General features: G+C 52.4%; 16 protein-coding genes. 11 read left to right on the top strand and 5 right to left on the bottom strand.

Going from position 1 to position 20,017, the window contains the following annotated elements:
- Positions 1-2 precede the first annotated feature (2 nt).
- Together cheA and cheW are read left to right on the top strand one after the other, a co-directional pair.
- On the top strand, positions 3-2,051 hold the full coding sequence (gene cheA / locus OOJ59_RS04875; RefSeq protein ID WP_121529173.1) for a chemotaxis protein CheA: 2,049 nt from the start codon (positions 3-5) through the stop codon (positions 2,049-2,051).
- A 21-nt stretch (positions 2,052-2,072) separates the two neighbouring features.
- Entirely contained in the window at positions 2,073-2,576 is a 504-nt protein-coding gene (cheW, locus tag OOJ59_RS04870) for a chemotaxis protein CheW (protein ID WP_038641481.1), read from the top strand.
- Between the two features lie 79 nt (positions 2,577-2,655).
- On the opposite strand, the gene OOJ59_RS04865 is transcribed toward cheW, so the two are convergent.
- Positions 2,656-3,915 carry a dicarboxylate/amino acid:cation symporter gene (locus tag OOJ59_RS04865; protein ID WP_085048027.1) on the bottom strand — a complete coding sequence of 420 codons (1,260 nt, stop codon included), beginning with the start codon at positions 3,913-3,915 and terminating at the stop codon, positions 2,656-2,658.
- A 406-nt stretch (positions 3,916-4,321) separates the two neighbouring features.
- On the opposite strand from OOJ59_RS04865, the gene tar reads away from it, so the two are divergent.
- The 6 genes from tar to cheZ are packed head-to-tail and all read left to right on the top strand — an operon-like array spanning position 4,322 to position 10,632.
- Positions 4,322-5,983, top strand: a complete 1,662-nt coding sequence (gene tar / locus OOJ59_RS04860; RefSeq protein ID WP_160956315.1) for a methyl-accepting chemotaxis protein II — start codon at positions 4,322-4,324, stop codon at positions 5,981-5,983.
- Positions 5,984-6,026: 43 nt separating this feature from the next.
- On the top strand, positions 6,027-7,628 hold the full coding sequence (gene tap / locus OOJ59_RS04855; protein ID WP_137350761.1) for a methyl-accepting chemotaxis protein IV: 1,602 nt from the start codon (positions 6,027-6,029) through the stop codon (positions 7,626-7,628).
- A gap of 19 nt (positions 7,629-7,647) precedes the next feature.
- Positions 7,648-8,520, top strand: coding sequence for a protein-glutamate O-methyltransferase CheR (gene cheR, locus OOJ59_RS04850; RefSeq protein ID WP_038641472.1), 873 nt, complete (start codon positions 7,648-7,650; stop codon positions 8,518-8,520).
- Entirely contained in the window at positions 8,517-9,566 is a 1,050-nt protein-coding gene (locus OOJ59_RS04845) for a protein-glutamate methylesterase/protein-glutamine glutaminase (protein WP_038641470.1), read from the top strand. Before cheR ends, OOJ59_RS04845 begins: the two co-directional genes overlap by 4 nt.
- An 18-nt stretch (positions 9,567-9,584) precedes the next feature.
- The gene (gene cheY, locus OOJ59_RS04840) at positions 9,585-9,974 is read left to right on the top strand and encodes a chemotaxis response regulator CheY (RefSeq protein WP_038641468.1); all 390 of its coding nucleotides are present in this window, start codon (positions 9,585-9,587) and stop codon (positions 9,972-9,974) included.
- A 13-nt stretch (positions 9,975-9,987) separates the two neighbouring features.
- Positions 9,988-10,632, top strand: coding sequence for a protein phosphatase CheZ (cheZ, locus tag OOJ59_RS04835; RefSeq protein WP_038643245.1), 645 nt, complete (start codon positions 9,988-9,990; stop codon positions 10,630-10,632).
- Between the two features lie 50 nt (positions 10,633-10,682).
- Here cheZ and OOJ59_RS04830 read toward each other — a convergent pair whose 3' ends face one another.
- The 4 genes from OOJ59_RS04830 to OOJ59_RS04815 all read right to left on the bottom strand — a co-directional run bounded on the left by OOJ59_RS04830 (position 10,683) and on the right by OOJ59_RS04815 (position 15,707).
- Complete coding sequence (locus OOJ59_RS04830; RefSeq protein WP_223229514.1) at positions 10,683-11,642, bottom strand: fimbrial protein; 960 nt, start codon at positions 11,640-11,642, stop codon at positions 10,683-10,685.
- Between the two features lie 186 nt (positions 11,643-11,828).
- On the bottom strand, positions 11,829-14,357 hold the full coding sequence (locus OOJ59_RS04825; protein WP_160956316.1) for a fimbria/pilus outer membrane usher protein: 2,529 nt from the start codon (positions 14,355-14,357) through the stop codon (positions 11,829-11,831).
- Positions 14,357-15,052, bottom strand: coding sequence for a fimbrial biogenesis chaperone (locus OOJ59_RS04820; protein WP_160956317.1), 696 nt, complete (start codon positions 15,050-15,052; stop codon positions 14,357-14,359). Before OOJ59_RS04820 ends, OOJ59_RS04825 begins: the two co-directional genes overlap by 1 nt.
- Positions 15,053-15,131: 79 nt before the next feature.
- Positions 15,132-15,707 (bottom strand): fimbrial protein, encoded by a 576-nt coding sequence (locus OOJ59_RS04815; protein ID WP_038641461.1) that lies wholly within the window; start codon positions 15,705-15,707, stop codon positions 15,132-15,134.
- A 491-nt stretch (positions 15,708-16,198) separates the two neighbouring features.
- Here OOJ59_RS04815 and flhB point away from each other — a divergent pair, with 491 nt between their 5' ends.
- The 3 genes from flhB to flhE are packed head-to-tail and all read left to right on the top strand — an operon-like array spanning position 16,199 to position 19,813.
- Entirely contained in the window at positions 16,199-17,350 is a 1,152-nt protein-coding gene (gene flhB, locus OOJ59_RS04810; RefSeq protein WP_038641457.1) for a flagellar biosynthesis protein FlhB, read from the top strand.
- Entirely contained in the window at positions 17,343-19,421 is a 2,079-nt protein-coding gene (flhA, locus tag OOJ59_RS04805; RefSeq protein ID WP_006684120.1) for a flagellar biosynthesis protein FlhA, read from the top strand. The genes flhB and flhA overlap by 8 nt, the downstream gene beginning before the upstream one ends.
- A complete protein-coding gene (gene flhE, locus OOJ59_RS04800; protein WP_085048033.1) occupies positions 19,421-19,813 on the top strand; it encodes a flagellar protein FlhE in 393 nt (130 codons plus the stop codon). The genes flhA and flhE overlap by 1 nt, the downstream gene beginning before the upstream one ends.
- The last annotated feature ends 204 nt before the right edge of the window (positions 19,814-20,017 follow it).

The following is a 20,017-nucleotide window of genomic DNA, read 5'->3' as shown; positions in this document are numbered from 1 at the left end:
GCGTGAGCATGGATATTAGCGATTTTTATCAGACTTTTTTTGATGAAGCCGACGAACTGTTGGCCGACATGGAGCAACACCTGCTCGATTTGGTTCCTGAAGCCCCGGATTCCGAACAGCTGAATGCCATTTTTCGTGCCGCGCACTCGATAAAAGGCGGGGCGGGCACCTTCGGCTTTACCATTTTGCAGGAAACGACCCATCTGATGGAAAACCTGCTGGATGAAGCACGGCGTGGCGAGATGCAGCTTAATGCCGACATTATCAACCTGTTTTTGGAAACGAAAGATATTATGCAGGAACAGCTCGACGCCTATAAAAACTCAGAAGAGCCGGATGCCGCCAGCTTTGAGTACATTTGTAATGCGTTACGACAGTTAGCGCTTGAAGCAAAAGGTGAAACCTCAGCCGCGCTCGTCAATACCGCAAAGCTGAGCGTTGTTGACGGGGCGGCGATGCAGGAAGAAACCGTTGCCAATCCCGCTCCGGCCAGTAAAGAGGTCAAGAAACGGATTATTCTCTCGCGCCTGAAATCCAGTGAAGTCGATCTGCTGGAAGAGGAGCTGGGGAATCTGGCGACCTTAACCGACGTGGTGAAAGGAAGCGATACGCTGTCTGCAACGCTGGATGGCAACCTTGCGGAAGATGACATTATTGCGGTGCTTTGCTTCGTAATTGAAGCGGATCAGATTGAATTCGAAACCGTCAGCGCAGCGCCCGTGGCGGTTGATGCGAAAGCGGAAACTGAAGCGGTAGCCGTAGTCGCGACGCCGCAGCCGGTTGCCGTCGCGCCTGCGGTCAAAACCGCCGCCAGTGAAGCGCCACACGCCCGCGCGGAACGTGATAAGCCTGCCCGCGCCAGTGAATCAACCAGCATCCGCGTAGCGGTTGAGAAGGTTGATCAGCTCATTAACCTGGTCGGTGAACTGGTTATCACCCAGTCAATGCTGGCCCAGCGTTCTAATGAACTGGATCCGGTCAATCACGGCGATCTCATCACCAGTATGGGGCAGTTACAACGTAACGCCCGTGATTTGCAAGAGTCGGTGATGTCGATTCGTATGATGCCGATGGAGTACGTGTTCAGCCGTTTCCCACGCCTGGTCCGCGACCTGGCGGGTAAATTGGGTAAACAGGTTGAGCTGACGCAGGTGGGGAGTTCAACAGAACTCGATAAAAGCCTGATTGAACGCATCATCGATCCATTGACGCACCTGGTGCGTAACAGTCTGGACCACGGTATTGAACTGCCGGAAAAACGTCTCGAAGCCGGGAAAAGCCCCATCGGCAATCTGACGCTTTCCGCCGAACACCAGGGCGGGAATATTTGTATTGAAGTGACCGATGATGGCGCTGGTCTGAACCGCGAACGAATCCTCGCCAAAGCCATCTCCCAGGGGATGCCGATCCACGAAAATATGAGCGATGACGAAGTCGGTATGCTGATTTTCGCCCCGGGCTTCTCGACGGCTGAACAGGTGACGGATGTCTCTGGTCGCGGTGTGGGGATGGACGTGGTGAAGCGAAATATCCAGGAGATGGGCGGCCATGTTGAGATCCAATCCAAGCAAGGACAGGGGACGACCATCCGAATTTTGCTGCCGCTGACCTTGGCGATCCTTGACGGGATGTCCGTACGCGTGGCGGACGAAGTCTTTATTCTGCCGCTGAATGCCGTGATGGAGTCACTGCAACCGCGCGAAGAAGATCTCCATCCGCTGGCCGGAGGAGAGCGCGTTCTGGAAGTGCGTGGCGAATATTTGCCGCTGGTTGAGTTGTGGAAAGTCTTCGAAGTTGAAGGCGCAAAAACCGAAGCAACGCAGGGCATCGTGGTAATTTTACAAAGCGCAGGTCGTCGCTATGCGCTGCTTGTCGATCAGTTAATTGGCCAACACCAGGTGGTGGTCAAAAACCTGGAAAGCAACTACCGCAAAGTGCCAGGTATTTCTGCTGCAACGATTCTCGGCGACGGTAGCGTCGCGTTGATTGTTGATGTGTCTGCATTGCAGGGGTTAAACCGCGAACAACGTGTGGCGATCACAGCCGCCTGATTGAGTAAGAAAGGGAATAATATGACCGGTATGAGTAATGTAACTAAACTGGCCGGCGAACCGTCAGGTCAGGAATTCCTCGTGTTTACGCTGGGGGATGAAGAGTACGGTATCGATATCCTGAAAGTGCAGGAAATTCGTGGTTACGATCAGGTAACCCGCATTGCTAACACGCCAGCGTTTATCAAAGGCGTTACAAACCTGCGCGGTGTGATTGTGCCGATTGTTGATCTGCGCGTGAAGTTTAGCCAGAGCGATGTGGATTACAACGAAAACACCGTGGTGATTGTACTGAATCTGGGGCAACGGGTGGTTGGGATTGTGGTTGACGGCGTATCTGACGTGCTGTCGCTGACAACCGATCAAATCCGACCGGCACCGGAATTCGCGGTTACGCTGTCAACGGAATATCTGACGGGTCTGGGCGCGCTGGGAGAGAGGATGCTGATTCTGGTCAATATTGAGAAACTGCTGAACAGCGAAGAGATGGCGTTGTTAGATATTGCCGCTGCTCATATGGCGTAAATAAGTAAACATATTATCCAGCCTACAATAATTGCTATTGTAGGCCGGATAAGCGTAGCGCATCCGACACCTTTCCTTCTTACGCTTCTCGTTCAACCAGTTCCGGTTCTTCTTCCAGTAAACCTTCATCCTGTGCCAGCATCGCCGTTGCAATCCCGTTACCTAATACGTTGATCGCTGAGCGCCCCATATCGAGGAAATGGTCGATACCCATCAGTAACAAAATTCCTGCAACCGGAATATTAAAGCTTGGGATGGTTGCCGCCAGCACCACCAGCGCAGAACGCGGTACACCGGCAATCCCTTTGGACGCCAGCATCAGGGTCAACATCAGGACGGTGATTTCTGCAAAGGAGAGATGGATATTGTAGGCCTGTGCGATAAACATAGATGCAAATGAGCAGTAGACCATAGAACCCACCAGGTTAAACGAATAACCGATAGGCAGTACAAATGACACGATATTAGGCGAGCAGCCAAATTTGGTTAATTGCTCCAGCGTTTTCGGATAAGCGGCTTCGGAACTGCTGGTGGTGAAGGCGACCAGCACCGGGTCTTTCAGCATGCTGACCAGACGGAACACCTCTTTTTTCAGCATCACATAACCCACGGCCAGCAGGACCAGACAGGTCAGCAAAATGGCCACATAATAACCGCCAATGAACGACGCGTAGTTGAGCAGGATCCCCAGGCCCTGGGTGGAGATAACGGAAGATATTGCGGCAAAAATAGCCAGCGGCGCAACATACATCACGTAACCGGTCACCTTCAGCATAATGTGGGAGACGACATCCAGCGCGGCAACCAGCGGGGCGTTAAATTTTTCGCCGAGCGAAGCACCACCGATGCCGAAGAACATCGAGAACACGACGATTTGCAGAATCTCATTGTTGGCCATCGCCTCAGCGATGCTGGTGGGAATGGTATGCGTCAGAAAACCTTTCAGGCTCATACCGCCTACGGCCAGGCCGGTATCGGTGGCTTCCAGCGGGATCGCCAGGTTCAGGCCGCTGCCGGGTTGTTCGAGGGAGACCACAAACAGACCGACCAGAATAGACAGAATAGAAGAGCTGATAAACCAGATCATCGCTTTGCCACCCACGCGCCCGATGGTTGAGGTTTCGCCCAGGCGCATAATACCCACGGTCAGGGTGCTGAAGACTAAAGGCGCAATCACCATCTTAATCAGGCGCAAAAAGATGTCGGTGAGAAGCGTAATATTATCGGCCCAGGCGGTAACAACGCCGGGCGAGGCATAAGAGTGGATCCCTGCACCCGACAGGATCCCCGCCAGCATGAAGATCACAATAAACAACGTGAGTTTGTTTGCATTTGCCACTAAAAAGCCCTCAGTAAGGATTTAACATTTATTGTTCGGTTACTCATTTTTTATACTTATTAAGTGGTAACGAAATATTCATCATATAAATTGGATTAAAGCGTAATCGGATACAACTTTTTTTAATTTTTTATTCATTTTGTTGTGGTATTTACGAAGAGAATATGTGATCTGAATCACGAAAAAGTGCATGATTGTTCTCATCTGACCTTAAGAACAGGCAAATATGAATGTTATTTACATGATAATTATGATGTTTTTATGTGAATGACTTGTGGTGGCTGTTCAACTGCTGCTCAGTGGTTCTGCCTGACTGTATTTCCCTCCCGTATTTCCCTTTCGCAAACGTAAAGTTATCTCAGCGAGTGCCGATAACGTTGATAACTCGTTTTCAGGAAGGTGCCTTATGTTTAACCGTATCCGCGTTGTCACAATGCTGATGATGGTGCTGGGGGTTTTCGCACTGCTACAGCTTGTTTCCGGTGGTCTGTTGTTTTCTTCATTGCAGCAGAATCAGCAAAGTTTTGTTATTTCTAACGATCTTCGACAGCAGCAAAGCGAACTCACCTCGACATGGGATCTGATGCTGCAAACACGTATTAATTTAAGCCGTTCTTCCGCGCGTATGATGATGGATGCGTCCAATCAGCAAAGCAGCGCGAAAAACGATCTGCTAAAGAATGCGAAAGCATCGCTGGCGCAGGCAGAAACGCATTACGCAAAATTTAAAAACATCACGCCGTTGCCGGAGATGGCAGAAGCCAGCGGCAACGTCGATGAGAAGTATCAGCAGTACCATGCGGCCTTATCAGAACTGGTCCAGTTTCTGGAAAACGGCAATATGGACGCCTATTTCGCGCAACCTACTCAGGGAATGCAAAACGCGCTCGGCGAGGCGTTGGGCAAGTATGCCAGCGTGAGCGAGAAGCTTTACGTTCAGGCATTCGATCAAAGCGCGCGTGATTACCACTTCGCCCAATGGCAGCTCGGCATTCTGGCCGTGGTGCTGGTGCTGATTCTGGTGGTGGTGTGGTACGGCATCCGTCATACCTTGCTCAACCCTCTGGCGCGCGTTATTGCTCATATCCGTGAGATCGCCAGCGGTAATTTAACCGCGACGTTGACGGTCCACGGACGTAACGAAATTGGTGAGCTGGCCAGTACGGTTGACCATATGCAGCGTTCGCTGACGGAAACCGTCACCCTGGTACGTGAAGGTTCTGATGCGATTTATTCCGGTACCAGCGAAATTGCCAGTGGTAACACCGATCTTTCATCCCGTACTGAACAACAGGCATCTGCGCTGGAAGAGACCGCCGCGAGCATGGAACAACTGACCGCAACCGTGAAGCAAAACGCGGATAACGCGCGTCAGGCTTCTCAATTGGCGAAAAGCGCCTCTGATACCGCACAACATGGCGGCAAAGTGGTTGATCGCGTGGTGAACACCATGCATGAAATTGCCGATAGCTCGAAGAAAATTGCCGACATCATCAGCGTCATCGATGGCATTGCTTTCCAGACCAATATTCTCGCACTGAATGCGGCGGTTGAAGCGGCGCGTGCCGGTGAGCAAGGGCGTGGTTTTGCCGTGGTCGCAGGCGAAGTGCGTAATCTGGCGAGCCGTAGTGCGCAGGCGGCGAAAGAGATCAAAGCATTGATTGAAGACTCTGTTTCCCGAGTGGATACCGGTTCTGTCCTGGTAGAGAGCGCCGGGGAAACCATGAATGACATCGTCAATGCGGTGACGCGGGTGACCGACATTATGGGGGAAATCGCCTCTGCTTCAGACGAACAGAGCCGCGGGATAGATCAGGTTGCGCTCGCAGTATCTGAAATGGATCGTGTGACGCAACAGAACGCCTCGCTGGTTCAGGAATCGGCCGCCGCAGCGGCAGCGCTCGAAGAACAGGCCAGTCGCTTAACCCAGTCGGTGTCGATTTTCCGTCTCGCGTCACGCCCGACGTCGGCTAAACCCCGTGATACGCGGTTACCTGCGTCGGCGACTGCGACTGCATCATCTCCGCGCCAGAATAGTGAACAAGATACGAATTGGGAAACATTTTGACTGGTAGTTGAACCGCGGCCTGCGCCGCCCGATGGGAGCGTTGATGTTTAATCGTATTCGAATTTCGACCACGCTGTTTTTGATTTTAATCCTCTGCGGTGTTTTGCAGATTGGCAGTAATGGCTTGTCCTTCTGGGCATTTCGGGACGGTTTTCAAAACCTGAATCAGGTCGAACGGAGTAACCAACAACGCGCTGCGCTGGCCCAAACCCGCGCTGTGTTATTACAGGCCAGTACGGCCCTTAATAAGGCAGGAACGCTGACTGCACTGAGCTATCCGCCAGAGGATATCAAAGCCTTGATGACGCTTGCGCGCGATAGCCTGGCGCAGTCAGAGTCAATGTTTAAACGCTTTATGGCGACGTCGGATACCACAGAACAAGAGAAGGCGCTGATTGGCGCGACGGAGAAAAGCTTTAGCCAATGGCACAGCGATCTGGTTCATCAGGCAACCTGGCTTGAGAACAACCAATTGTCAGATTTTCTGACCGCGCCGGTGCAGGCTTCGCAAGCTGCTTTTGATGCGAATGTTAATGCGTGGCAGAGCAGCATTGACCGCGTGTTGCAAACAGCAGGGGATCTCAGCCAGCGAAATTATCATATGTCGGGGGTGATTTTCGCCGTCATGGTGGTACTGGCGGTGCTGTTAACCAGTGCGGCGTTGTACTGGTCGCGCAAGATGATTGTCCAGCCGCTGGCGATTATCGGCAGCCATTTCGACAGCATTGCCGCAGGTAACCTGGCACGGCCGGTAGCAGTTTATGGTCGCAATGAGATCTCGGCCATTTTTGCCAGTCTGAAGAAGATGCAGCAGGCGCTGCGTGAAACAGTGAGTGAAGTTCGCCAGGGTAGCTCAGCCATGCACAGTGGCATTTCAGAGATCGCGATGGGCAATAACGATTTGTCTTCACGAACTGAACAGCAGGCGGCTGCACTGGCGCAAACGGCCGCCAGTATGGAACAACTCACTGCCACCGTTGGGCAGAATGCGGATAACGCGCGCCAGGCTTCAGGAATTGCTAAAAGTGCGGCAGACACAGCCCATAAAGGCGGCGAACAGACGTCGCGGGTCGCCAGTACTATGCATGAGATTTCCGCCAGCTCGCAGAAAATTGGCGACATTATCGGGGTGATTGACAGCATTGCCTTTCAGACCAATATCCTGGCGCTGAATGCCGCTGTAGAGGCTGCACGAGCGGGGGAACAGGGGCGCGGTTTTGCCGTTGTTGCTGGAGAAGTGCGCAATCTGGCCAGCCGGAGCGCACAGGCAGCAAAGGAAATTAAGGGACTGATTGAGGAATCTGTCACCCGGGTTCATCAGGGATCGCAGTTGGTCGATATGGCCGCGCGCACGATGACAGAAATTGTCAGCTCTGTGACCCGGGTGAACGACATCATGGGGGAGATTGCCTCGGCGTCTGATGAACAGCGCAGAGGTATTGAACAGGTGGCGCAGGCCGTCAGCCAGATGGACTCCGTGACGCAGCAAAACGCCGGGCTGGTGGAAGAAGCCGCATCCGCCACCGGACAACTCGCCACGCAGGCCGATCATCTTTCTGCCTGTGTCGCATTTTTTAAGCTTGAAGAGCAAAACGTAGCAAAACAAGAGTTGGCGCAACCGCAGGTTGTGCCCGTTGTATCCTGAATGTGATTGAGAAGGCGCTATGACATCATCTCTGCCCTCCGGGCAAACGTCATTATTGTTACAGATGACACAGCGCCTCGCGCTGTCTGACGCGCATTTTCGTCGGATATGTCAATTAATCTACCAGCGTGCGGGGATCGTACTGGCCGACCATAAGCGGGACATGGTTTATAACCGCCTGGTCCGCCGTCTGCGAACCCTGGGTCTGGATGACTTTGGTCGCTATCTCAGCATGCTGGAAGCTAACCAGAACAGTGCTGAGTGGCAGGCTTTTATTAATTCTCTGACCACCAACCTGACCGCGTTTTTTCGCGAAGGGCATCATTTTCCGGTGCTGTCGGATCATGCTCGTCGGCGTAGCGGTGAATACCGCGTCTGGAGCGCGGCGGCGTCAACCGGAGAAGAGCCGTACAGCATCGCCATTACGCTCGCCGATACCTTAGGTATGGCGCCGGGCCGCTGGCGTGTTTTTGCCAGCGACATTGATACCGAAGTGCTGGAAAAGGCGAGAAGCGGTATTTACCGCCTTGATGAGCTAAAGACGCTGTCACCCCAGCAGTTGCAGCGTTATTTCATGCGCGGCACCGGACCGCATGAAGGGCTGGTACGCGTCCGGCAGGAACTGGCGGGGCATGTTGAATTTTCCAGCGTGAATTTACTGGATAAGCAGTACAACGTGCCTGGGCCCTTCGATGCCATATTTTGCCGTAACGTAATGATCTACTTCGATAAAACGACGCAACAGGACATATTGCACCGTTTTGTTCCACTTCTTAAACCAGATGGGCTGCTGTTCGCAGGTCATTCAGAAAACTTTAGCAACCTCGTGCGCGAGTTTAGCCTGCGTGGACAGACCGTGTATGCGCATGCGCCAGGTAAGGATAAAGCATGAGTAAAATCAGGGTGTTGTCGGTTGATGATTCTGCATTGATGCGTCAAATCATGACCGAAATTATTAACAGCCACAGTGATATGGAAATGGTGGCGACGGCACCAGATCCGTTGGTCGCCCGGGATTTAATCAAAAAATACAATCCCGACGTACTGACGCTGGATGTGGAGATGCCGCGCATGGACGGTCTCGACTTTCTTGAGAAGTTGATGCGTCTGCGTCCGATGCCGGTCGTCATGGTCTCTTCTCTGACCGGTAAAGGTTCAGAGGTCACGTTGCGGGCGCTGGAGTTGGGGGCGATTGATTTTGTCACTAAACCGCAGTTGGGGATCCGTGAAGGGATGCTGGCCTACAGCGAAATGATCGCGGAGAAGATCCGCACTGCGTCGCGGGCAAAACTGGCGGCTCATAAACCCATGGCAGCACCAACGACCTTGAAAGCAGGGCCATTACTCAGTTCGGAAAAATTGCTGGTGATTGGCGCCTCAACCGGAGGAACAGAGGCAATTCGCCATGTACTCCAGCCATTGCCGCTTTCAAGTCCAGGTATTCTTATCACCCAGCATATGCCGCCAGGATTTACCCGCTCGTTCGCCGAACGTCTGAACAAACTGTGTCAGATCACGGTGAAAGAAGCCGAAGACGGGGAACGCGTTCTCCCGGGGCATGCGTATATTGCGCCCGGTGACAAACATATGGAGCTGGCGCGTAGCGGCGCGAACTACCAAATCAAAATTCATGACGGCCCGCCGGTTAACCGGCACCGGCCTTCAGTGGATGTGCTGTTCCATTCGGTGGCAAAACATGCGGGGCGTAATGCGGTGGGAGTGATCCTGACCGGCATGGGCAACGACGGCGCCGCCGGAATGTTAGCGATGAACCAGGCTGGCGCCTGGACCATTGCGCAAAATGAAGCAAGTTGTGTGGTGTTCGGCATGCCGCGCGAGGCCATCAATATGGGTGGCGTAAGCGAAGTGGTCGATCTTAGCCAGGTAAGCCAGCAAATGCTGGCGAAAATCAGTGCCGGACAGGCAATACGTATTTGAATCAGGAGTCTATTTTTTATGGCGGATAAAGAGCTTAAGTTTTTGGTTGTGGATGACTTTTCCACCATGCGTCGCATCGTGCGTAACCTGCTCAAAGAGCTGGGGTTCAACAATGTTGAAGAGGCGGAAGACGGCGTGGATGCGCTGAATAAGCTGCAGACTGGGGGATTCGGTTTTGTCATTTCCGACTGGAACATGCCGAATATGGACGGCCTGGAACTGCTGAAAACCATTCGTGCAGATGGCGGAATGTCTTCCCTGCCAGTGCTGATGGTCACGGCAGAAGCGAAGAAAGAAAACATTATTGCGGCAGCACAGGCAGGCGCCAGTGGTTATGTCGTTAAACCGTTTACGGCGGCGACGCTGGAAGAAAAACTCAATAAGATCTTTGAGAAACTGGGCATGTGAGGGTGTGATAATGATGATGCAACCACAAATTAAACCTGCTGACGAACACTCAGCAGGGGACATCATCGCGCGCATCGGCAGTTTGACCCGAATGCTGCGCGACAGCCTGCGCGAACTGGGGCTGGATCAGGCTATTGCCGAAGCGGCGGAAGCGATTCCCGATGCCCGCGATCGTCTCGATTACGTTGTGCAAATGACTGCACAGGCGGCAGAGCGCGCGCTGAACAGCGTGGAAGCTTCGCAACCGCACCAGGACGCGATGGAAAAAGGGGCCAAAGAGCTGACAAAACGCTGGGATGAATGGTTCGAAAATCCGATCGAGCTGTCTGACGCCCGGGAGCTGGTCACCGACACCCGTCAGTTTCTTGGTGACGTGCCCGGACATACCAGCTTCACCAATGCCCAGTTGCTGGACATCATGATGGCGCAGGATTTCCAGGACCTCACCGGTCAGGTCATCAAGCGTATGATGGATGTTATCCAGGAGATTGAACGTCAGCTGCTGATGGTTCTGCTGGAAAACATTCCGGAGCAGGGCGCTCGTCCAAAACGTGAAAACGAAAGCTTGCTGAACGGCCCGCAGGTTGACACCTCAAAAGCCGGCGTGGTGGCAAGTCAGGATCAGGTTGACGACCTGCTGGATAGTCTCGGGTTCTGATTGTTGCGCGAGTCCCCTCAGGCCGCAGAGTAGGTCTGAGGGGAAAGTTCTCAGCGTAAATCCATTTTAACGGTCATGTTGCCTTCAAAGCTTCCTGGTTCCGGGCGGCTGGCGGTGGTAGAGACCGGCGCGGCCGTCATGTTAATTATGCCATTTCCCTGTTCATCCAGCGTAACCGGAAAGTCCACAGAACCATCCAGTACTACGTTCTGATTATTTGCATCAAACATTCTGATACCGAGATCGTTTCTGCCAATCAGTTTGGCGATGTAGGACTGACTACCCTCTACCACGCCCTGATCGGCGGTCAACGTCAGCTTAATCTTGTCGCTGTTGCTGATGGCGGGGCCGTCACAATGGTAGGCGATATCGACATCTTTCAGCGTATAGCCTTTTGGCGGTTGACCCTGGTTAACAAACTGACTGCTGATAATACTCCCCATATCAACCTCAATGGTGCTTCCAGCATTAATCGTACAACTGAGAGGGGCGGTAAGCTTACCGCTCAGCCAGATATTGGACACCAGTTGAGCATCGGTGTTGCGGCATGAACCATTTCCTGTATACAGACAGGCATAGCTTTGCACAACCAGCGTGGGGTCGATGATCTCTTCACCCAATATCGGTTTTTTAATGTACAGATAAAAGCGAATCACGCTGAGCTTGAACTTTCGTTTGACCGTTGCGCCACCGGTCGGTCGCGTTTCGTTGTTACAGACATCTGCCGTCCCTTCCGACAGTTTTTGGTCTGCCTTTTGACTGCCCATATTGCCGATTGGGGTCGGGTACTCGGTGATTTTGATCTCACTTAACCCCATGCCATCGGGATTGTCGATAGCGTCGTTAAATCCCGAAACCTTGATATCCAGGTTCTCTGTTAAGACTCCGTATCCACTGACGCCTGCCGTCAGCGGACTACCGGCGAAGTTGTATTCATAAATCATCGATGCTGATGTGGTATTGGCGGGACATGTGCAATTGGCTTCGATCTCAGGCCCGGTACCTGGCATGTAGCTCCCCGTTAAGTATGAATAATTTGTGTTGTTTTCTGTGCTGCTGAGTTCATGCTCATATGACACTGAATAGTCAGCAGATGCTCCAAAGCAATTTGTTAACAGCGTTATCGCAGCCTGGACTGAGGCTGGCAATATAAAGAGAACCGAGGTCAATACGACCGCAAAAATGTGGCGCATATGTTATTCCTGTTTGCAAATGGCCTGAGTAGAGAGAATCCCTGCGAGATTCGCAGCGTGTTCGGGCTCAGGGAGGACCACGCTGGCATGGCATTGTTGTTCACGAGCCTTACCCCATTGAATGGTTATCGGAAAGGTCGCCGGAACCCCTGCGAGGTAGACGGTGCCGGTATCATCAACGATGCCGAGAATTGAGGCATTATCGACGGAGACCATTGCACCGAAAGGAATTACTTGTCCCCTGGCATTGGTGAGATGGAGAAGCGCCCGATAACCGATGTGCGCGACAAAGTTTGCCGCCACCGCTGCGCTACGGCTTGGAATGACGGTGGTGGCAGTTGCATCGGTATCAACATCATCCGGCAGGCTGGTGGTATCAATTCGGATGCTGTTTTTCTGATACGGCGTCAGGGAGGGGATGACAGCATTACCCTGCCAGTCGGTGCGGACACCGCGCTGATTCTGAAAGCGGATGCCTTTTGCCCCTTGAGCAGAGACTATGGCAAACTGATCGCCCAATGGTTGAGAAAAGGTGATGCCGTGAGGATGGGCGACAATCGCGCCGCTGGCACCCAGATTCAACTGTTGCGAGCGGTCCGATGAAGTGTAATAGCCGGCGTTCAAACTGGCGTATTGCGAGCGGTAGCTGCTGTACAGACTGCTGGTATCTTCGCCGTCGTGATTGCTGCGGCTTTGCTGCAGGGAATAGCTCAGACGCTGATCGTCAAGTAGCGTGCCGTTCAACCCGATATTATGGCGGGTATAGCCATGTTTGCTGCTGCTGACGTTATAGGTCGACCATGCGTTGGGCAACCAGCGGCTGAGAGGCACGCTGAGTCCAAAGGCGATCATCTGATCGTCTTGTCGATCGCTGGTTTTACTGTAGGTATAAGTCAGATGATAGCTAATCCCATTTATTGTCGTATTTACTCCGGCAGACAGGCTGCGTTCAGTTTCTGAGGTTCCCCAGTAGTCCTGCTGATAACCGTTCAGGTAGATGCTGCTGCCCAGCAATGTTTGGCTGATGCTGGCCTGAATTCGGTTGCGTTTGTTATAGCTGAACATCAGGTCATCTTCATTACCGCTGTATTTCTTATTGGCATCACTGAAGCTGTAATAGCCCTGCGTAGAATAGCGATAGCTGGCGAGCGTGAAGTTGGTGGCGGTACGCTCGATCTTGCCCGAGTAAAGCAGGCGATACGACTGCCCGGAACTTGTTTGGTCATTATCCAGCGTGGCTCTGGCTGCCGTGACGTCAGCCGAAAGGGCGCCCAACTCGCCCAGTGCTATACCGATCCCGGCGTTCGCAGCCTGATAATCACCAGAAGAGGTGACTCCGCCGAACAGCGTTGCGGCATTGTTCAAACCGTAGATAAAACTGGCCTGGGCGAATTCGGGTTCTTTCTCGTCGCTGCTGCTGGCCGCCCGGTAACGGGCCGCGGTGACTTCGTATTTTATTCTGCCGGGACGTAACATCACGGCGGTGCTGGAGTAAGGTTGGGTAAAATGATGCTCCGTTCCGTCTGCTTCTTTTACCGTGATATCCAGATCGCCGCTGTTGGTTGTCGAGTAGAGATCGGAAATCTCAAAAGCCCCCGGGGCAACGTTTTGCTGGTAGATCAAATAGCCATTTTGCCGGATGGAGACTTCCGCATTTGAACTGGCGATCCCGCGTACAACAGGCGCGTAGCCGCGCTGGCTGAACGGTAACATTTCGTCATCGGAGGCCAGATTTACACCTGTGTACTGAATACTGTCGAAGACATCGCCACGGGTGCTGTTTTCACCCGCGGTAAACTGGCTGCGTAGCACATCAATATCATGCTGCAGATAGGTATTAATGGCATCCCAGGCATTGATGCTTTCAGATTTGCTCCAGGTAGAATAGTTGCGTACCCGCCACCCGCCCAGGTTAAGACCACTACGCAGATTGAGGTACTGGCTGTCAGAGTTATTATGGTTACCGTCACGGGTCTGTGAACCTGAATAACTGTAATCCGTAAACAGAACCGGTACGCCGTCATCCCACAGTGATGGGTCAATACCATCCCTGGCCGGATTCGCAATGGCGGCCTGCGGCATGCTGATATTGAGCGTCATCGTGGAAAAGTCGAGCGATGATGAGGCTTGCGGGATGTAATACCCCAGAGGGTGTGGGAGAGGTACATTCGCTAGCGCATCCGCAAGTGCTGGATAGTTCTCAATTTTAACGCCCCAGTGGCGCAGCATTTCTGGCGTGAACTGTGCCTGAAGTGTACCATCCGTGGCACTTGTATAGGTAACCGGTTCTTCACCCAGCAACGTCTTATTGAGCTGTAGCCGCGAAGGCCAGGTACCGGGAAGTTGCGCATTTTCGCGGGAGAAAAGCGACAAATCGATATCCTGTTGCGAGAGTTCGTTGCCCTCCAGTGATGAAGAGGAAAAGGAATATTCCCGTGCGAAAGCATGGCCTGAAACGACAAATGCAATGCTGAGAAGACCGCGGATTAGCAGCGACAGCCTCGAAGGAGCAAACGTAGAACGTCGCAACATTAGCCCCCCTTGCTCAACGGGGCCGAGTATTGTTGCGAGGCATTTCCGTAGTCGGTAATGCAGTGCCAGGTAACCTGATCACCCTTAGCTTGCACGGGCAGCGGGAAAGTGGCGGTGCTGAAAGGTGCCACCATATCCGCCTTCGGAAGTGAAACTGCGCCCAAGTGTAAGCTATCGAAAACCGTATAGAAGGCGTTATTATTCGTTACCTGTAACTGGTTACCTGAACGCACAAACTGTAACTTCTCGCAGCTTTGTGCCGGTGAACCCGTAATATTTTTAGGGCGCCAGAGCAGTTTGAGACGGGTTTTATAGATTAGCCGAAGAATATTTTTACTTTCATTTTCTTTGGCGGTAGCCGGAATAGTGCGCACGTTCATATAAAACAGCGATTCTTTATTCTCTGGCAGTGGCGTGCCGTTCCAGGTGATACGCAGGCTCTGCTCTTTTTGCGCGTTGAGGCGAAAAAGCGGCGGGGTAACGATAAAAGGTCCGCGCGTCTTCTCATCCCCCGTATCGGTCCACGACTGAATTAACCATGGCAGTTGCGTGTCAGTATTAGTCAGCGCCAGCGCGACCTCTTTTTTGTTAGCGTCAAAAATAATCCGTGTGCGGCCAACCTGAATTCCACTCGCCGGACAAAAACACGAGTAAAAGAGAGGAGAGAATAATGCCACCATAATAAGGATGCGCATAAAATGGACCCGTAATAGGTTAAATATTATCGATGGTATTAAGCGCCTGGAAGTATTCCAGGCGTAAAAATAGAAAGTGTTAGCGATATAAAATATTAATTGTCATGTCCGCATCAGCCGGGCCAGCGGTGACTTCTTTTGCGAACGATTTATAGCGAGCCTGAAGGTGAGCCTGAATGGTATCGGTGGACTCTGTTGATAGCGGAATATAAACTTGCCCCTCTGAACCATCGAAGGCCAACAATGTTGTTGGTGAGTTGATTGGGCTAAGTGCAATACCCACTCCGGTAGCTGCCGTCTCTCCTGCGGTCGTGATCTGACTGACGTCAAGAAGCGTATTGGACTTGGTTAATGCGGTAGGGCCATTAAAGGTTAACTGCACGGAAGTCAGACCTTCAGTCGTCACCGGACAGTCAGTCAGTTTTATATCGACATCAACCAGATCTGTTTCTGTACCTACAGTAGTAAATAATGATGTCGGCCACGTACCCAGCGGTATAGTGCTGTCCGTACCATCATCTCCATCAATGACACAACTTGGTTCAATAATTTCTCCGGTAAAATGAATCGTCCCTGCATTCATTTCTGCGGCTAATACATTAAATGAATATGCTGACAGCAGAGCAAAAAATACAGCGCTTTTCTTCATCTTCATGATTTGATAATCCCTGTAAGTGTTAATATTTTATTCCATAAAAATATGGGTGTAGCTCAACGGTAATATTATTCGGCCGCCAGTATACATGAGGTTTAATCGTTGTGGAGTAGGGTGGGGTTAAGTGGGTTATAATTAAAGCTTATGATTTTTTATTTTATTATTGAGTCTGAAGGGAATGATATATAATGTGATTATGTTAAGCATTTCTTATATTGCTTTCTTCTAAAACTTAGGCGAAATTGCTATTTTTTTATTCGATTTTGTTCTGTTAACAGAGTTATGTTCGTCTTTTTTTAATGTTTCTTAATTCAGAAATTAATAAATATTATGCTGTGATAGCGATTTTAGCCGACGATGAGACGGTATTGCGCAGGATCTATCCGCTGGGTAAACCCCGAAAAGAGCATGATTGCGCGGTTTTTTCTCGCCATTGCTTACGGACCATGCTGGCATGATAAGTCAGACGTAATGGGTAACGAGCACGTACAGTGGCAGAAGAAAGCGACGACGACAAAACAGAAGCCCCCACACCCCACCGACTTGAAAAAGCACGGGAGGAAGGGCAGATCCCCCGATCCAAGGAGCTGACTTCACTGCTTATTTTGCTGGTGGGAGTGTGCATTATCTGGATTGGTGGGGAGTCGCTGGCCCGCAGACTGGCTGGCATGCTGTCGGCTGGGCTACGGTTTGATCACAGTATGGTCAATGACCCCAATCTGATCCTCAGCCAAATCATCCTGCTGATTAAAGACGCGATGATTGCGCTGTTGCCGTTGATTACTGGCGTCGTTCTGGTGGCATTGATCTCACCCGTGATGCTTGGTGGCTTGATATTCAGTGGTAAATCTCTGCAACCCAAGTTCTCTAAGTTGAATCCGCTGCCAGGCATTAAACGCATGTTTTCCGCGCAAACCGGTGCCGAACTACTCAAAGCGATATTGAAGTCCACGTTAGTGGGAAGCGTGGCCGGATTTTATCTCTGGCATAACTGGCCGGCGATGATGCGGCTGATGGCGGAATCACCGATTACGGCGATGGGCAATGCCCTGGATTTAGTCGGTATGTGCGCGCTGTTGGTGGTGCTGGGCGTCATTCCCATGGTCGGGTTCGACGTTTTTTTCCAGATTTATAGCCATCTGAAAAAGCTGCGCATGTCGCGTCAGGATATCCGTGACGAATTTAAGCAAAGCGAAGGTGACCCGCACGTTAAGGGCAAAATACGCCAAATGCAGCGCGCGGCGGCACAGCGTCGCATGATGGCGGATGTACCGAAAGCGGACGTCATTGTGACCAACCCCACGCACTACTCGGTGGCGTTACAGTATGACGAGAACAAAATGAGCGCGCCGAAAGTTGTTGCCAAAGGCGCGGGGCTGGTGGCGTTACGTATTCGTGAGATTGGCGCCGAGCATCGTGTCCCCACGCTAGAAGCACCACCACTGGCACGTGCGTTATATCGTCATGCAGAGATTGGTCAGCAAATACCGGGGCAATTATATGCCGCCGTTGCCGAAGTGTTGGCATGGGTATGGCAGTTAAAACGCTGGCGTCTGGCAGGCGGCAATCCGCCACCACAACCTGAAAACCTTCCGGTGCCTGACGCACTGGATTTCCTGAACGAGAAGAATACTGATGGCTAATCTGGTCGCGATGCTGCGCCTGCCCGGCAACCTCAAATCCACGCAATGGCAAATCCTTGCCGGGCCGATCCTCATTCTGCTGATCCTGTCGATGATGGTGCTGCCGCTGCCGGCTTTCATCCTCGATCTGCTGTTCACGTTTAATATTGCGCTGTCGATCATGGTGCTGTTGGTGGCGATGTTTACACAGCGCACGCTTGAGTTTGCTGCATTCCCGACGATTTTGCTGTTTACCACATTATTGCGCCTGGCCCTGAACGTCGCGTCGACGCGTATCATTTTGATGGAAGGACATACCGGTGCGGCCGCGGCGGGGAAGGTGGTTGAAGCCTTTGGCCACTTCCTGGTGGGCGGTAACTTTGCCATCGGTATCGTGGTTTTCGTTATTCTCGTCATCATTAACTTTATGGTTATTACCAAAGGCGCCGGTCGTATCGCTGAAGTTGGCGCACGCTTCGTGCTGGATGGTATGCCCGGCAAGCAGATGGCGATTGATGCCGACTTAAATGCCGGACTGATTGGCGAAGATGAAGCCAAAAAACGCCGTTCGGAAGTGACGCAGGAAGCGGACTTCTACGGTTCGATGGATGGTGCGAGTAAATTCGTACGCGGAGATGCCATCGCCGGTATTTTGATCATGGTGATCAACGTGGTTGGCGGCCTGTTGGTCGGGGTGCTACAGCATGGTATGAGCATGGGCAGCGCCGCGGAAAGTTATACCCTGCTGACTATCGGTGACGGCCTGGTCGCGCAGATCCCCGCGCTGGTTATCTCAACGGCGGCGGGTGTTATCGTGACCCGCGTGAGTACCGATCAGGATGTAGGCGAACAGATGGTGACCCAACTGTTCAGTAATCCAAGCGTTATGCTGCTTAGTGCAGCGGTGCTGGGTTTGCTGGGCCTGGTACCTGGTATGCCAAACCTGGTATTTTTGATGTTTACCGCCGCATTACTCGGCCTGGCCTGGTGGATGCGTGGTCGCGAACTCAAAGCGCCTGCTGAACCTCAGCCGGTAAAAATGCCGGAAAATAATTCTGTGGTGGAAGCCACCTGGAACGATGTGCAACTGGAGGATTCACTGGGAATGGAGGTGGGTTATCGCCTGATCCCAATGGTGGATTTTCAGCAGGATGGCGAGCTACTGGGGCGAATTCGCAGTATTCGTAAGAAATTTGCCCAGGATATGGGCTTCCTGCCGCCGGTGGTCCACATTCGCGACAATATGGATCTGCAACCCGCCCGCTATCGCATTCTGATGAAAGGGGTGGAAATCGGCAGCGGGGACGCCTATCCCGGACGTTGGCTGGCTATTAACCCGGGGACGGCGGCAGGTTCGTTGCCGGGAGAGAAAACGGTCGATCCGGCTTTCGGTCTGGACGCTATCTGGATTGAGAGCGCATTGAAGGAACAGGCGCAGATTCAGGGCTTTACGGTAGTTGAAGCCAGTACCGTTGTCGCTACGCATCTGAATCACCTGATTGGTCAGTTTGCCGCTGAGCTGTTCGGGCGTCAGGAAGCGCAACAGCTACTGGACCGCGTCTCACAGGAGATGCCAAAGCTAACCGAAGATCTGGTCCCTGGGGTTGTGACGCTGACCACACTGCACAAAGTGCTGCAGAACTTACTGGACGAAAAAGTACCGATTCGCGATATGCGCACCATTCTTGAAACGCTGGCTGAACATGCGCCGCTGCAAAACGATCCGCATGAGCTTACTGCGGTAGTCCGCGTTGCGCTGGGGCGCGCCATCACCCAGCAATGGTTCCCGGGTAATGAAGAGGTTCAGGTTATTGGTCTGGATACCCCGCTTGAACGTCTGCTGCTGCAAGCATTACAGGGCGGCGGCGGTCTGGAGCCTGGTCTGGCAGACCGGCTGCTGGCTCAAACCCAGGAAGCGCTCTCCCGCCAGGAAATGTTGGGTGCGCCGCCGGTATTGCTGGTTAATCACGCGTTACGCCCGTTACTGGCACGCTTTTTACGCCGCAGCATACCGCAACTGGTGGTGTTATCGAACATGGAGCTTTCCGATAACCGCCATATTCGTATGACGGCGACCATTGGAGGTAAATAATGCGTAACTTACTGTGGCTGTTGCTTTTTCCTTTGGTGGCGCAGGCGGCCGGAGAAGGGGCATGGCAGGCGAGCGGAATGGGCATCACCTTAAACCACCGTGGTCAGTCAGCCTCGTCCGCACCTCTGGTTCCCAGTCAGCCCGTCTCGGGTTTGATGACCCTGGTGGCGTGGCGCTATGCGCTTAATGGCCCAACCCCTGCGGGGTTACGTGTGCGTTTATGTTCTCAGTCCCGCTGTGTCGAGCTGGACGGACAAAGTGGCACCACCAACGGGTTTAATAATGTTCCCGCCATCGAACCGATGCATTTTGTCTGGGAAGTTCCCGGCGGCGGTCGTCTGATCCCCGCCTTACAAGTACAGAGCAATCAGGTAATAGTAAACTATCGTTAACGCCTTCCTTCATTAGGCCAGCAGTTTCTGCTGCTGGCTGCTTCGCAATTTTAGCCCGCCGCTTTGATTAAAAAGAAACACTGTTTTATAAAATTGGTGACATACGTTGCCGGACTCTTTGTGCTGTTGCCATTTCGCGAACATCCCTGGCAGAAACAGAAAGGTTTCACTTCCTGTTAGCTTTTACTGTGACCCTGTAAGGAC

Origin of the sequence: Citrobacter sp. W9 (assembly GCF_026719375.1) — a bacterium.
Taxonomy (GTDB): Bacteria; Pseudomonadota; Gammaproteobacteria; order Enterobacterales; family Enterobacteriaceae; genus Citrobacter; species Citrobacter werkmanii.
This window is presented reverse-complemented; position numbering and strand designations above follow the sequence as displayed.

Bases quoted from the DNA above. Each gene is read 5' to 3' on its own strand.
- OOJ59_RS04845 (WP_038641470.1), top strand. From the start codon at position 8,517: ATGAGTAAAATCAGGGTGTTGTCGGTTGATGATTCTGCATTGATGCGT.
- cheW (WP_038641481.1), top strand. From the start codon at position 2,073: ATGACCGGTATGAGTAATGTAACTAAACTGGCCGGCGAACCGTCAGGT.
- flhA (WP_006684120.1), top strand. From the start codon at position 17,343: ATGGCTAATCTGGTCGCGATGCTGCGCCTGCCCGGCAACCTCAAATCC.
- OOJ59_RS04815 (WP_038641461.1), bottom strand. From the start codon at position 15,707: ATGAAGATGAAGAAAAGCGCTGTATTTTTTGCTCTGCTGTCAGCATAT.
- tap (WP_137350761.1), top strand. From the start codon at position 6,027: ATGTTTAATCGTATTCGAATTTCGACCACGCTGTTTTTGATTTTAATC.
- cheZ (WP_038643245.1), top strand. From the start codon at position 9,988: ATGATGCAACCACAAATTAAACCTGCTGACGAACACTCAGCAGGGGAC.
- cheR (WP_038641472.1), top strand. From the start codon at position 7,648: ATGACATCATCTCTGCCCTCCGGGCAAACGTCATTATTGTTACAGATG.
- OOJ59_RS04820 (WP_160956317.1), bottom strand. From the start codon at position 15,052: ATGCGCATCCTTATTATGGTGGCATTATTCTCTCCTCTCTTTTACTCG.
- OOJ59_RS04825 (WP_160956316.1), bottom strand. From the start codon at position 14,357: ATGTTGCGACGTTCTACGTTTGCTCCTTCGAGGCTGTCGCTGCTAATC.
- flhE (WP_085048033.1), top strand. From the start codon at position 19,421: ATGCGTAACTTACTGTGGCTGTTGCTTTTTCCTTTGGTGGCGCAGGCG.
- cheY (WP_038641468.1), top strand. From the start codon at position 9,585: ATGGCGGATAAAGAGCTTAAGTTTTTGGTTGTGGATGACTTTTCCACC.
- OOJ59_RS04830 (WP_223229514.1), bottom strand. From the start codon at position 11,642: ATGCCAGGTACCGGGCCTGAGATCGAAGCCAATTGCACATGTCCCGCC.
- tar (WP_160956315.1), top strand. From the start codon at position 4,322: ATGTTTAACCGTATCCGCGTTGTCACAATGCTGATGATGGTGCTGGGG.